Raw genomic sequence first — 12545 nt, 5'->3', positions numbered from 1 at the left:
ATTGGTCCTAGTGCTCGGCCGTTGCTGCGGCAGCAGCATCCTTGCGGCGGTGGCCGCTGATTTCCGAGCCGGCGTTCGGGGCGAAGCGCAGGTTCCAGATGGTGGCGGCGAGCGAGATGATGGTGACGACGATGAAGGCGGTGGAGAAATCGTGGAGCTTCGGCTGCTCGCTGCCTGAAATCGTCATCGAGCCGTGCAGCGCCAAGGCGCCGATGCAGATGCCGAGCGACAGCATCAGCTGCTGGAAGGTGGTGTAGAAACTGGTGGCCGAGCTCATGCGCTCGTGGCTGATCTCGTCGTAGGCGATGGTGTTGTAGGCCATGAACTGGAACGACAGGAAGAAGGCGCTGAGCGTCAGCACGGCGAACATCACGCTGACCGGCCATTCCGGGCTGAAGGCGGCACAGAGGCCGTAGCCGAGCGTGCCGAGCAGGCCGTTGATGATCAGACTGTTGCGGAAGCCGAGGCGGCGGAAGACCGGGCCGGAGAGCGGCTTCATCGCCATCGAGCCGATGGCGGTGGCGATGACGATCTGGCCGGCGGTTGCTGCCGACATGCCGAAGCCGACCTGGAAGAGCAGCGGCAGCAGGAAGGGCTGGGCGCCCTGGGTGATGCGCGTCAGCGAACCGGCGATTACAGAGGTGCCGAAGGTCGGCACCTTCATCAGCGAGAAATCCATGATCGGCGCCGGATGCTTGCGGGCATGGCGCAGATAACAGATGCCGAAGAGCAGGCCGATGGCGATCAGGAAGACGGCGGCCGAGGCCTCGCCCTCGCGGCTCGACATTTCGAAGCCGAACAGCAGCGATCCCAGCGAAATGCCGGAAAAGATGAAGCCGACGGTATCGAACGGGCCGATCGCCTTGCCCTTCACCTCGTCGATGAAGATCGACACGAGGATGAAACCGACGATGCCGATCGGCACGTTGATGTAGAAAATCCAGCGCCAGTCGAGATAGGTGACGATGAAGCCGCCGAGCGGCGGGCCGATGATCGGGCCGATCAGCGCCGGAATCAACAGCCAGGACATGGCATTGACCATATCCTTGCGGGCGACGCTGCGCATCAGCACCAGACGGCCGACCGGCATCATCATGGCGCCGCCGACGCCCTGGATCAGCCGGGCGACGACGAGCAGGAAGAGGTTCGGCGCCAGCGCACAGGCGATCGACCCGGCGACGAAGACGGCGATCGCCGAACGGAACACGGTGCGCGAGCCGAAGCGATCCGCCATGCGGCCGCTTGCGGGGATGAAGATCGCCAGGCTCAGAAGATAGGAGGTGAGCGCGATACTCATCGACGGCGCATCGACGCCGAAATCGCGCGCCATCGTCGGCAACGCCGTCGCCAGCACCGTGGCATCGACGTTTTCCATCAGCATGGCGCTCGCAACGATCAGCGCGATCGTGCGAAAATTTGGGGCAGCCCGGTCGGTTCGAACGGGGTGGAATATCTGATCCGGCATCAGCAGGGATCACTCGCAATGACGCGGCGAAGCCATTGATGACGACAGGGCCGCAGATGTGAAATGGCATGATGCCACACGGGGGATAACGACGTGTATACGCCCGCAAATGTGGCAAAGGCATGCATTTTAGGAAATGCTGGCATGATGTAACCGAATGGCTACTTGGGTGGGCGCAGGAGGGTAGCGTAGTCGCGGGCCCTCCCCCCCCCCCGCATTCCCCCCACCTCACTTTCCCGCTAAACTCCAACCCTGGTGGAGGTTTTCTTACATGGCGAAGCTTGTGTTTGAGATGAACCAGTCGATCGACGGCTATGTGGATCATGACCGGATGTCGCCGGAGCCCTTGTTCAGCCATTGGGTGAAGCGGACGCAAGAGCTGAGCGCCACCGTCTATGGGCGGACGATGTATGGGCTGATGCGCTACTGGGACGAGGATCAGGAGGGCTGGGGCGATGAGCATCGGGCCTTTGCCGAGGCCTGGCGGAAACTGCCGAAATGGGTGGTGTCGCGGTCGCTGACGGAGGTCGGGCCGAATGCGGTGCTTGTCCGCGACAATGTGGAGGCAGTGATTGCCGGGCTGAAGGCGGAGCGTGAAGGGGAGATCACGGTTGCCGGGCCGGTGCTGGCGCATAGCCTGGCCGATAGCGGGCTGATCGACGAATACCGGCTTTATACGCATCCGGTCGTGCTTGGCGAGGGGCGGCCGTTCTTTGCCGGGCCGCGCCCGCCGTTGCGCCTCGCCGCCCATGAGCGGATCGTCGGGGATGTGGTGCGGCTGACTTATGTGCCGGCGTAGCGCCGGAAGCGGCTTGCGCCTCCTCCACCCCAGCCCTACCTATTGAGGCATGAGCTCAGCACCGTCACAGAACGCGCCTCGCGCCGCCGTATTTCCGTTCGACAACAGCTACGCCCGGCTGCCGGCGCATTTCTTCGCGCGCCAGACGCCGTCGCAGGTGTCGGAGCCCTGGCTGATCAAGCTGAACGAGGAGCTCGCAGCCGAGCTCGGGCTCAATGTCGAGCGGCTGAAGCTTGACGGTGCGGCGATGTTTTCCGGCAATCTCGTGCCTGATGGCGCCGATCCTTTGGCGATGGCCTATTCCGGACATCAGTTCGGCCAGTTCAACCCACAGCTCGGCGACGGACGGGCGATCCTGCTTGGCGAGGTGATCGACCAGAAGGGCAACCGCCGCGACATCCAGCTGAAGGGCGCCGGGCAGACGCCGTTTTCCAGGCGGGGTGATGGGCGCGCCGCACTCGGGCCGGTGCTGCGCGAATATATCGTCAGCGAGGCGATGTATGCGCTCGGCATTCCCGCGACACGGGCGCTCGCCGCCGTCTCGACCGGCGAGCCCGTCTATCGCGAGCGGGTGCTGCCGGGGGCGGTCTTTACCCGCGTGGCGGCCAGCCATATCCGCGTCGGCACCTTCCAGTTCTTTGCGGCGCGCGGTGATACCGATGGCGTCAGGGCGCTCGCCGATCACGTAATCGAGCGGCATTATCCGGAGATTTCGGGCGCCGAAAACCGCTATCTCGCGCTCTACGAAGCCATTGCCGAGCGGCAGGCGGCGCTGATTGCCCGCTGGCTGCATATCGGCTTCATTCATGGCGTGATGAACACCGACAATATGACGATCTCCGGCGAGACGATCGATTTCGGCCCCTGCGCCTTCATGGATGCCTATGATCCCGGCACCGTGTTCTCCTCGATCGACCAGCAGGGACGCTATGCCTATGCCAACCAGCCCGGCATCGGCCAGTGGAACCTGGCGCGGCTCGGCGAGACGCTGATCCCGCTGTTCGACGAGGATCAGGACAAGGCGGTCGATCTCGCCAATACGGTCATCAAGGGTTACGGCGAGCGCTTCCAGGCCCATTGGCTAGCGGGTATGCGCGAGAAGATCGGGCTTGTCTCCGAAGAGGATGGCGATCTCGACCTGATCCAGGCGCTGCTGGCGGCCATGCAGGCCGGACAGGCGGATTTCACGCTGGTCTTCCGGCGGCTTTCGAAGCTCGCGGGCGACGATGCCGCCGAGGGCGAATTTCTCTCGACATTCGACGGCATCGGGGAAGCCATGGGCTGGCTGGTGCGCTGGCGCGAGCGGCTCAGCCGCGATCCGCAGACGGCAGAGGCCCGGAGTGCGGCGATGCTTTCGGTCAACCCGGCCTTCATTCCGCGCAACCACCGGATCGAGCAGGCGATCAACGCCGCCATGGAAGACGGCGATTTCTCGCTGTTCGAGGCCCTGGTGAAGGTGCTGGCCAATCCGTATGAGGATCAGCCGGCATTTGCGGCCTATATGGATCCGCCGAAGCTGGAAGAGCGGGTTTTGCAGACGTTTTGTGGGACTTGAGGCGGACAAAGCCGACGATCTGTCCGGTCTCGGCCGGAGCCCCTTTCACCCTACCCACCGGGGTCGAGCCGACGGTCTCGACCCGTCCTTCGGACCCCCGACGGGGAGAAGGGAAGTAGTCCACCGACCAAGGCTACTTGCCGTGGCCTTCGTGGCCGGCATGGGCGGCTGAGGCGGTCGCGGCACCGAGCGTCACCGTGCCCTCGAAGCTGGCGAAGGCTTGCAGGGCCTTTGGATCGGCTGTGGCTTCGGCATCCCTGAGAGCAGCGGCCAGCGCGGTCGCGTCGGCGGCGGGGACACCGGCTTTCGCGAGCGCCTCGGCTTCCCTGATCGCATCGCCGCCGCAGAGCAGCGGACGCCAGCCGTGTTCCCCGTTCTGCAGCAGGATGCGGCCGCCGCGGCCGTCCTGTTGCCAGTCGGCGATCGCCCAGCCACCCTGGACCGTGACCGGGCCGATGGCGAGCGGTTTGGCCTGGGTTTCGAACATCGTCTTCAGCACATCGGAAATCAGCTGCTGCGGATCGCCGGACGGCGGTTGGTCCATCGGCATGTCCATCGTCGTGCCGTCGGGCATCTGCATGGTCTCGGCACGGGTGGTGATCGGCGCGGCCATCGAGAGGGCGGCGGCGAGAAGGATAGGGACTGTCTTCATGGTCGTCTCCCTCACGAAAACGCGCGCCGCAGCGGCGGCACGAAGCGGATGACGATCTGGTCGAAGGCGATCATCGCAAGGATCGCGAGGCCGGTCAGCGGGAAAGCCAGCGAGAAGGCGAGCGCGATCACCCAGAGGCCGATATAGACCGAGCGCTGCGGCGGCAGCGGCGGCACGCCGACGCGGCCGAGCGGGCGGCGCTTCCACCACATGACGACGGCGGTGACGCAGGAGAGAATGATCGCGAGGCAGGTCGCCAGCATCAGGAACTGGTTGAACCGGCCCCATTCCTGCCCCTGGTGGACATTGATGCCCCATTCGATCGCCTTGCCGAGGAAGGGATAGGCGCCGAAGCTGATATCGACCAGCGGCTTGCCGGAATATTGGTCGATATGCAGCGTGCGCTCGCGGGAGAGATCGTCGGGGAAGATCGCCGCGGTATAGACGCCATTCTCGCTGGCCGGCATCGCCATGTCGAAGCCGGGTGTGACGCCTGCCGCCTTGGCGATCTCGACGGCCTTGTCGAGGCCGATCGGCTGTTTCGACTGGGCAGCGGCGATATCGGAAAGCGGTACCGGCGCCTTCTCGACGGTCCAGCCGACCTTCGGCAGGATATCTTCCGTCACCTTCGCCGATTTGGGCACGTCGTCCCAGAGCTGCGCCGGATAGCCCATGCCGTGGCTGCCGAGGAAAGCCTGCACATTGGCGCCCCAATAGCCCGACCAGGGCATGCCGGTGACCGCCAGGAACAGGATGAGAAGACCGGCAAAGGCGCCGGTGACGGCATGCAGGTCGCGCCAGAAGACGCGTCTGTCAGGCGTGCCGCGAACGCTGACGACGCCACCCGTCTGGCGGCGCGGCCACCAGAGATAGATGCCGGTGACGACGAGCACCATGGCAAAGCCGCCGGCGATCTCCACCAGGCGGTTGGCGAAATCGCCGAAATAGGCAAGGCTGTGGATGTGCTTGACGACGGTGTTGAACTCGTCTGCCGAGGCGACCTTATCGAGTACCTTGCCGTCATAGGGATTGACGAAAACCAGCGTCGGGCCGCCCTCGCCTGAGACCGTGACGATCGCCGAGCGCTCCGGCGTCGCCGGGTCCCTGTAGGTGGTGGCGACGGAGCCGGGGACGGCCGAGGCGGCGATATCGGCGACGGCCTGCGGCGCCAGCGGCTGGCCCGTCGGGGCGACATCATATCGATAGGCGAAGAGGCTGTTGTTGATCTCGTCCTTGAAGAGATAGAGCGAGCCGGTGATCGCCAGATTGAGCATGAAGGGCACGGCGAGCAGGCCGGCGAAGAAGTGCCAGCGCCAGATGGCGCGGTAGAGCGAGACGCCCGAAGCGGCGCTCTCCACCGGCTCGGCGGAGGTGATTGAAGACATGAGAGAATTCCAGATCCATGGCAGCGCCCGAGACGCAGCCGAAAGCGAAGCACGCCGCCGGGCCGGATGACCGGGGCGCGGGTTCAGGCAGTCAGCGGATCTGCAGGGGGCGCTCGCGGCCCTGTATTCGGCGGGAAGGGATCGCGGTGGAAGACGGCGGCGCGCAACGGCGCGGCTTCGGCAATAGCATAGCCGAGCGGCGCACCCGACACATCGGCCGGAGACGGCAGCATCGCGGTGGCGCTGATGCGGCAGGCTTCGCAACCATGATTGTGATCGGCGCCATGCTGGCTCTTGCCGCTATCGCCGGTGACGGTAACGCAGAGCGTCGGCAGGGTTCCGTCCGGCAGCGCATAGGCGGAATAATCGGCGGGGCCGGAAAGCTCGGCCGCCGAGACCGGCAGCTGATGGGCAAAGCCGACGGACACGAGCGCGATGGCGCATAGAATGCGCACCGCCCACTGCTCGAATCTGCGACCAAGATATTTCATATGACCCCTGCCCTGAAGGCGCGGGAGGGTTGATAGCGGCATCGCCCTCAAAGCTCAATGCGGCATTAGCGCCGATCACCGTTTCAGCCCGTCGTGAGCGCATGGCTGCCCTGCGCAGGTCGCGGCAATTGTGGCGGTTGAAAGGCAAAGCCCACGCTCTATGTGCTTGAGAATGCTTGCGGTGGCAGCCTCCAGCCCTTGCCGCGGGCCTTTTCGCAATTCGATCCCGGCACCCGGGAAACCCTGCCCGCGCTCCGCCCCCGGAGGCGGGTTTCAGCGGGAGACACTTTTCATGGCAATTGCCATAACCTCCATCCTCTTTCTTCTCATCGGACTGGCGCTTGGCGGCGGCGGGCTGTGGCTCGTGCTGCTTGGCGGCAGCATCTTCTATCTGTTCGCCGGCGCGATGTTCATCATCACCGGCGTGCTACTCCTCATGCGCAAGGCGGTGGCGCTCTGGGTCTATGCGGCGCTGGTCGTCGCCGCGCTGATCTGGGCCGTCTGGGAAGTCGGCTTCGACTGGTGGCAGCTCGGGCCGCGCGGCGGCCTCATCATCCTGCTCGGGCTCTGGCTGCTGACGCCGTGGATCCGCCGCCCGCTCGGTTTTACGAGCCCGACCGGCGCGGTCTACAGCGCCAATCCCTGGCCGCTCGGCGTGCCCGTCATCATCGCGATCCTGGTTGCCGGTTACTCGATGACGACGGATCCGCATGATCTGGCGGGCGACCTGCCGAAGGATGTGGTCGCGGCCGCCCCGCCCTTCGGTGGCGATGTGCCGGATGGCGAGTGGCATCAGTATGGGCGCACGCCTTTCGGCCAGCGTTATTCGCCGCTCGACCAGATCAATGCCACCAACGTGAAGGACCTGAAAGAGGTCTGGCGCTACCAAACCGGCGACGTCAAGCGGCCCGACGATGTCGGCGAGACCACCTATCAGGTGACGCCGCTGAAGGTGAACGACACGCTCTATCTCTGCACGCCGCATAACTGGGCGATCGCACTCGATGCCAAGACCGGCAAGGAGAAATGGAAGTTCGACGCCAATTCCGGCATGAACCCGGACCGGCAGCACCAGACCTGCCGCGGCGTCACCTATTACCACGACACGGCGACGGCGGCCGGCCAGCCCTGCGTCGACCGCGTCTACCTGCCGACCTCCGATGCCCGGCTGATCGCGCTCGATGCGGCGGACGGGAAGGTCTGCGAGAGCTTTGCCGACAAGGGCACGCTGCATCTTGAGACCGGCATGAAATACAATCCGGCCGGTTACTACTATTCGACCTCGCCGCCGGTTGCCGTTGCGGGCAAGCTGATCATCGGCGGGGCCGTCAACGACAATTATTCGACGCAGGAACAGTCCGGCGTCATCCGCGCCTTCGACATCAATACCGGCGCGCTGCTCTGGAACTGGGATTCCGGCAATCCGGATGTGACGACGCCGCTGCCGCAGGGGCAGACCTACACGACCAACTCGCCGAACAGCTGGTCGGTGCTCTCGGTCGATGAGGGCCTCGGCATGGTCTATATCCCGCTCGGCAACCAGGTGCCCGACCAGCTCGGCATGGGCAGAAGCGCCAATGTCGAGAAGTTCTCGTCGTCTGTCGCAGCGCTCGACATCAATAGCGGGCAGCTGAAATGGGTGCAGCAGTTCGTCCACCACGATCTCTGGGACATGGACGTTCCGGCCCAGCCGGTGCTCTTCGACATGACCAAGCCTGACGGCTCCGTCGTGCCGGCGCTGGTGGCGCCCACCAAGCAGGGCGATATCTATGTGCTCGACCGGCGCACCGGCGAGGCGATCATTCCCTTCAAGGAAATCCCGGCTCCATCAGGCGCCATTCCGGAGGACAAGACGGCGCCGACGCAGCCGATCTCGGATCTCACCTTCTCGCCCGATCCGCTGCAGGAAAAGAACATGTGGGGCATCTCGCTGTTCGACCAGCTCGCCTGCCGCATCGAGTTCCACCGCTACAAATACGAGGGCCGCTACACGCCGCCGTCGCTTCAGGGCACGATCGTCTATCCCGGCAATTTCGGCACCTTCAACTGGGGCTCCGTCGCCGTCGATCCCGAACGGCAGATCATGTTCGGCATGCCGACCTATCTCGCCTTCACCTCAAGGCTCGTGCCTGCCGCCGATATCCCACCGCGCGGCCAGGACGAGAAGGGCAGCGAACAGGGCCTGAACCGCAATGACGGCGCGCCCTATGGCGTGTTCATGGGACCATTCCTCGGACCGCTCGGCATTCCCTGCCAGGCGCCGCCATGGGGCTATGTCGCCGGCGTCGACCTGCGTACCGGCAAGATCGCCTATATGCACAAGAACGGCACGGTCCACGACATGACGCCGCTGCCCCTGCCCTTCAAGGTCGGCGTCCCCGGCATCGGCGGCCCGATGATGACCAAGGGCGGCGTGGCCTTCCTGGGTGCCGCCGTCGACAACTATCTGCGCGCCTATGACGTGACCAGCGGGGCGCAACTCTGGCAGGCCAGGCTTCCGGCCGGTGGGCAGGCGACGCCGATGACCTATACGACCTCTGACAACAAGCAGTATGTGGTGATGGTTGCCGGCGGGCATGGGTCGGTGGGGACCAAGCCGGGTGATTATGTGATTGGGTATACGTTGCCTTGATGGAGGGTTCTCGTCAGTAGAAGGTCCGTCTCACCCGGAGCCCCCTCACCCTACCCTCTCCCCAAGGGGAGAGGGGAAGTTGGCACAAGAGGCATCGACGGCATTCCCTTCTCCCCAGCGGGGAGAAGGTGCCCAACGGGCGGATGAGGGGGCTCCGGGCGCTGATTTCACCCAGTCAAAGCACAGCCTCAATATCCGTCTGCGCGAAGTCATCCCCCTTGTAGAGAAGCGGCACGCGCTGTGCACGGGCGCAGGCATAGGCGAAGCAATCGCCGAAATTCAGGGCTGCCGGGTGGCGTGATTTGCCGTAGCGAGCATAGGCGGTGATGGCGGCGTGGCGGGTTTCTGCCGGAACGGCGATGACCTCTATTGCGGCGAGCTGCAGGAAGTCTTCGACTGCCTGGTGGGCGTCCGCCACATCGAGGCCGAGGATGCGGGCGACGGCGATTGCCGTTTCCCAGACGGCAAGCGGCGACGTGAGGCGGCGACTGCCTGATTGCAGGCGGGCGAGCAAGTCTGGGCCATCCTCCTCGGATGTCAGGATGGCGGTCAGGGCCGATGCGTCGACGAACATCATCAGTCCTCGTAGAGGTTATCGATGAAGGCCTTGCCGGCAGGCTGGCCGGCTGCGGGGTTGCCTTTCGCTCTGAGCTTGCGGGCAAACTCCATGCCCTTTTCGACAAGCGAAGGCTTGATGCCCTCTCGCTCGATTTCCTTCTGCAGGACCTGCCGCAACACTTCGGTCTTGGTCTGCCGCCGGGCCTTCGCCAGCCGCTCGACAAGCCGCCCGACTTCCTCATCCTTGACGTAGAGAGCCATGGGATATCCTTTCCGTAAAAGGGATATACCACACCCCTCACCCGCTGTCAGCAAACCTAGCCATCCACCTTTTCAGCACAACCTTAAATAAGCAAATCCAGCTTCGCGCATGTTTCCGCGCCGATGGTCTGCGCAATCTTTGAGGGAGTCCTTTTCATGGAAATCAGCGGCAGTGTTCTAAGCCTTTTCAATCCCTACAATCTTTCCGGCGACCAGCGCGCCAAGCAGCAACAGCAGAACGCGCCGATGCAGGCCGAGAGCTCTGCGCGTGAAGTCGGTGGCGGGATAGCGCCGAGCTATACGGCGCCTTCGATCTCCAGCGTGATGTGGTCGATGCAGACGGCATCGGATACGACGATCGCGCAAGAGACGGACGCCGATGTCGAGGCCAAGCAGAAGCACGATGCGCTGCTTCAGGAATTCCAGGACTACGCCAACATGACGCCGGCGGAGAAGATCCGCAAAAGCATTCTCGACCAGATGGGCCTCAGCGAAGAGAGCCTCAAGGCGATGGATCCGGACGCCCGGGCGGCGATCGAAAAGCAGATCGCCGATGCGATCAAGAAGCAGCTTACCGGCATCGACGACGACGGCAAGGGCAGCCAGGCGACGGCAGACGTGCCGCAGACAGCATCCGACAACCAGCCCACCTCGGGCTGACCGGTCCGGGCCGATCGGCACAGCCCGACGCCCCTTCATAATCCGATTCAAGTCGATACGGCGGAGATTCACATCTCCGCCGTATCGCTTTGACGGAATTGATTATTGCAGCATGCCGGCGGCGATCTTGGCGACTTCGGCAAAGACCTGATTGAGCTCGGAAACCGGCGCCGTCGCCTCGGCGATATAGGTGGCGACGAGGATCGGCGAGCCGCTTTCCTCCGGCCAGAGTACGGCGATATCGGCGGCCGAGCCGTTATTGCCCGTGCCGGTCTTGTCGCCGATCTTCCACTCTTCGGGGAGGCCAGCGCGCAGGCGGGCGGCACCCGTGGTATTCGCCACCATCCAGTCGATCAGCTGCGTGCGCGAGGGCTCCGACAGCACCGAGCCAATGGTCAGATTGCCGAGCGTATCCAGCATCGCATCCGGCGTCGTCGTGTCGCGCGGGTCGTCCTTCTTGCCCTCGTTGAGCGCGGTCTCGATACGGTCGAGGCGGGTCGAGGTGTCGCCGATCGAGCGCAGCCATTTGGTCAGCTCTTCCGGGCCGCCGAGGCTTTCGAGCAGCAGGTTGCCCGCGGTGTTGTCGCTAAGCGTAATAGCCGCCTTGCAGAGCTCGCCGACGGTCATGCCTTCGGCGCCGACATGCTTTTCGGTTTCCGGCGAATAGGTGACGATCTTGTCCTGATCGTAGGTGACGCGGCGTTCGAGATTTTCCTCGCCCTTGTCAATCCGGGCGAGCACCATGCCGGAGGCCAGGACCTTGAAGGTGCTGAGCAGCGGGAAGCGCTCGGTCTCGCGATTGGAGAAGCTGACATTGGTGCCGGTATCCATGACCGAGACGCCGAGGCGCCCACCCGTGCGCTTTTCGAGTGCCGCCAGCTGCTGGTCGACATCGTCGTCATCGGCCCGCGCTCCCGGCACCAGCATGACGGCGGGATAGAGAAGCGCAGAGCCTATCAGCAGGCTCCGGCGGGTCAGGGCAATGGGCATGAAATCCTCCGGCAGAATCACCGGAGGACAGAATTAAGGAGCGATTGTGGCGCGATGTCGCCGCGCCAAAAAAGATATCAGGCTGCAGCCCTTGCGCGGCTGACCTCTACGGTCACATGCGACAATTCGCCGAGTGCCTCGAGCTTGGCCTTGTAGACTTCGGGCGCCTGCGGATCGGCGCTGACGAGGGCGACGATCGCCGCGTGGTGGCCGGGGCCGACCTGCCAGACATGCAGGTCGGTGATGCGGTCGCCGCCGGTTTCGATCGCCTGGCGGATTTCGCCGGGCAGATCCTCGTTCTCTTCCATCGCATCGAGCAGCACGCGGCCGGAGGATTTCATCAGGCCGTAGGACCACTGGGCGATGATGACGCCGCCGACAATGCCCATCAACGGATCGAGCCACAGCCAGCCATAGACGCTCCCGAGCGCAAGTGCGGCAATAGCGAGGACCGAGGTCAACGCATCGGCGATGACATGAATGTAGGCGGCGCGCATGTTGTTGTCGGCGCCGTGGCCGTGATTTCCGGGGCCGGGATGGGCGTGCCCTTGTTGGGCGTGATCCCCGTGGTGGTGGTGACCGTGATCGTGGCCATGGCTGTGGCCGTGGCCACTAGCATGGCCGTGATGATGGCCCTCACCGCGCAGCAGCCAAGCGCTGGCGAGATTGACGGCGAGACCGGCGACGGCAACGCCGATCGCCTGTGCAAAGCTGATCGGCACGGGATGGGTGATGCGCAGGAAGCTCTCCCAGGCCATCAACAGCGCGATCAGCGCCAGGATGATGGCGCTCGCGAAACCGGCGAGATCGCCGAGCTTGCCGGTGCCGAAGGTGAAGCGCGGGTTATGGGCCTGCTTGCGGGCATAGAGATAGGCGCAGGCCGAGATCAGCAGCGCGCTTGCATGGGTGGACATGTGCCAGCCATCGGCAACCAGCGCCATCGAGCCGTAATAGGTCCCCGCCCCGATCTCGACGACCATCATCACCGCCGTCAGCGCGATCACCAGCCAGATGCGGCGTTCGTTGCGGTCGTGATCGGCGCCCAGGAAGACGTGATCATGTTCAAGCGTGTTCGCAGTCATTGCGCAGTCCTCAAC

The 12545-nt window shown here is 64.3% G+C and carries 12 protein-coding genes; 4 read left to right on the top strand and 8 right to left on the bottom strand.

The window, feature by feature from the left end; genetic code table 11:
* Nucleotides 1-7 precede the first annotated feature (7 nt).
* Nucleotides 8-1465 (bottom strand): MDR family MFS transporter, encoded by a 1458-nt coding sequence (locus tag ABIE40_RS04765; RefSeq protein ID WP_199626435.1) that lies wholly within the window; start codon nucleotides 1463-1465, stop codon nucleotides 8-10.
* A 271-nt stretch (nucleotides 1466-1736) separates the two neighbouring features.
* On the opposite strand from ABIE40_RS04765, the gene ABIE40_RS04760 reads away from it, so the two are divergent.
* Complete coding sequence (locus ABIE40_RS04760) at nucleotides 1737-2264, top strand: dihydrofolate reductase family protein (protein WP_199626434.1); 528 nt, start codon at nucleotides 1737-1739, stop codon at nucleotides 2262-2264.
* Nucleotides 2265-2313: 49 nt separating this feature from the next.
* A complete protein-coding gene (locus tag ABIE40_RS04755) occupies nucleotides 2314-3819 on the top strand; it encodes a protein adenylyltransferase SelO (protein WP_199626433.1) in 1506 nt (501 codons plus the stop codon).
* 133 nt (nucleotides 3820-3952) lie between these two features.
* On the opposite strand, the gene ABIE40_RS04750 is transcribed toward ABIE40_RS04755, so the two are convergent.
* The 3 genes from ABIE40_RS04750 to ABIE40_RS04740 all read right to left on the bottom strand — a co-directional run bounded on the left by ABIE40_RS04750 (nucleotide 3953) and on the right by ABIE40_RS04740 (nucleotide 6347).
* The gene (locus tag ABIE40_RS04750) at nucleotides 3953-4471 is read right to left on the bottom strand and encodes a copper uptake system-associated protein (RefSeq protein WP_199626432.1); all 519 of its coding nucleotides are present in this window, start codon (nucleotides 4469-4471) and stop codon (nucleotides 3953-3955) included.
* An 11-nt stretch (nucleotides 4472-4482) separates the two neighbouring features.
* Entirely contained in the window at nucleotides 4483-5856 is a 1374-nt protein-coding gene (locus ABIE40_RS04745; RefSeq protein ID WP_199626431.1) for a PepSY-associated TM helix domain-containing protein, read from the bottom strand.
* An 83-nt stretch (nucleotides 5857-5939) separates the two neighbouring features.
* Nucleotides 5940-6347, bottom strand: a complete 408-nt coding sequence (locus ABIE40_RS04740; RefSeq protein WP_199626430.1) for a hypothetical protein — start codon at nucleotides 6345-6347, stop codon at nucleotides 5940-5942.
* Nucleotides 6348-6639: 292 nt separating this feature from the next.
* Here ABIE40_RS04740 and ABIE40_RS04735 point away from each other — a divergent pair, with 292 nt between their 5' ends.
* Nucleotides 6640-8979, top strand: a complete 2340-nt coding sequence (locus ABIE40_RS04735) for a glucose/quinate/shikimate family membrane-bound PQQ-dependent dehydrogenase (protein WP_199626429.1) — start codon at nucleotides 6640-6642, stop codon at nucleotides 8977-8979.
* Nucleotides 8980-9154: 175 nt separating this feature from the next.
* Here the strand turns inward: ABIE40_RS04735 and ABIE40_RS04730 are convergent, their stop codons facing one another.
* Complete coding sequence (locus ABIE40_RS04730; RefSeq protein WP_199626806.1) at nucleotides 9155-9553, bottom strand: type II toxin-antitoxin system VapC family toxin; 399 nt, start codon at nucleotides 9551-9553, stop codon at nucleotides 9155-9157.
* 2 nt (nucleotides 9554-9555) lie between these two features.
* Nucleotides 9556-9798, bottom strand: a complete 243-nt coding sequence (locus tag ABIE40_RS04725; RefSeq protein ID WP_199626428.1) for a type II toxin-antitoxin system VapB family antitoxin — start codon at nucleotides 9796-9798, stop codon at nucleotides 9556-9558.
* Nucleotides 9799-9954: 156 nt separating this feature from the next.
* Between ABIE40_RS04725 and ABIE40_RS04720 the strand changes: the two genes are divergently transcribed.
* Nucleotides 9955-10458 (top strand): hypothetical protein, encoded by a 504-nt coding sequence (locus ABIE40_RS04720; RefSeq protein WP_199626427.1) that lies wholly within the window; start codon nucleotides 9955-9957, stop codon nucleotides 10456-10458.
* Nucleotides 10459-10560: 102 nt separating this feature from the next.
* Here the strand turns inward: ABIE40_RS04720 and bla are convergent, their stop codons facing one another.
* Together bla and dmeF are read right to left on the bottom strand one after the other, a co-directional pair.
* Nucleotides 10561-11448: a class A beta-lactamase gene (gene bla, locus ABIE40_RS04715; RefSeq protein ID WP_199626426.1), complete on the bottom strand. Its 888-nt coding sequence runs from the start codon at nucleotides 11446-11448 to the stop codon at nucleotides 10561-10563.
* A gap of 77 nt (nucleotides 11449-11525) precedes the next feature.
* Entirely contained in the window at nucleotides 11526-12530 is a 1005-nt protein-coding gene (gene dmeF / locus ABIE40_RS04710; RefSeq protein WP_199626425.1) for a CDF family Co(II)/Ni(II) efflux transporter DmeF, read from the bottom strand.
* Between the last annotated feature and the right edge of the window lie 15 nt (nucleotides 12531-12545).

Origin of the sequence: Rhizobium sp. OAE497, from assembly GCF_040546565.1 — a bacterium.
Classification (GTDB): domain Bacteria; phylum Pseudomonadota; class Alphaproteobacteria; order Rhizobiales; family Rhizobiaceae; genus Rhizobium.
The sequence above is the reverse complement of the archived record's forward strand: the minus strand, read 5'-3'. Positions and strand labels throughout refer to the sequence as shown.

Coding starts and splice junctions, on each gene's coding strand:
- ABIE40_RS04735 (WP_199626429.1), top strand. CDS start 6,640: ATGGCAATTGCCATAACCTCCATCCTCTTTCTTCTCATCGGACTGGCG.
- ABIE40_RS04730 (WP_199626806.1), bottom strand. CDS start 9,553: ATGTTCGTCGACGCATCGGCCCTGACCGCCATCCTGACATCCGAGGAG.
- ABIE40_RS04760 (WP_199626434.1), top strand. CDS start 1,737: ATGGCGAAGCTTGTGTTTGAGATGAACCAGTCGATCGACGGCTATGTG.
- dmeF (WP_199626425.1), bottom strand. CDS start 12,530: ATGACTGCGAACACGCTTGAACATGATCACGTCTTCCTGGGCGCCGAT.
- ABIE40_RS04745 (WP_199626431.1), bottom strand. CDS start 5,856: ATGTCTTCAATCACCTCCGCCGAGCCGGTGGAGAGCGCCGCTTCGGGC.
- ABIE40_RS04720 (WP_199626427.1), top strand. CDS start 9,955: ATGGAAATCAGCGGCAGTGTTCTAAGCCTTTTCAATCCCTACAATCTT.
- ABIE40_RS04755 (WP_199626433.1), top strand. CDS start 2,314: ATGAGCTCAGCACCGTCACAGAACGCGCCTCGCGCCGCCGTATTTCCG.
- ABIE40_RS04765 (WP_199626435.1), bottom strand. CDS start 1,465: ATGCCGGATCAGATATTCCACCCCGTTCGAACCGACCGGGCTGCCCCA.
- bla (WP_199626426.1), bottom strand. CDS start 11,448: ATGCCCATTGCCCTGACCCGCCGGAGCCTGCTGATAGGCTCTGCGCTT.
- ABIE40_RS04740 (WP_199626430.1), bottom strand. CDS start 6,347: ATGAAATATCTTGGTCGCAGATTCGAGCAGTGGGCGGTGCGCATTCTA.
- ABIE40_RS04750 (WP_199626432.1), bottom strand. CDS start 4,471: ATGAAGACAGTCCCTATCCTTCTCGCCGCCGCCCTCTCGATGGCCGCG.
- ABIE40_RS04725 (WP_199626428.1), bottom strand. CDS start 9,798: ATGGCTCTCTACGTCAAGGATGAGGAAGTCGGGCGGCTTGTCGAGCGG.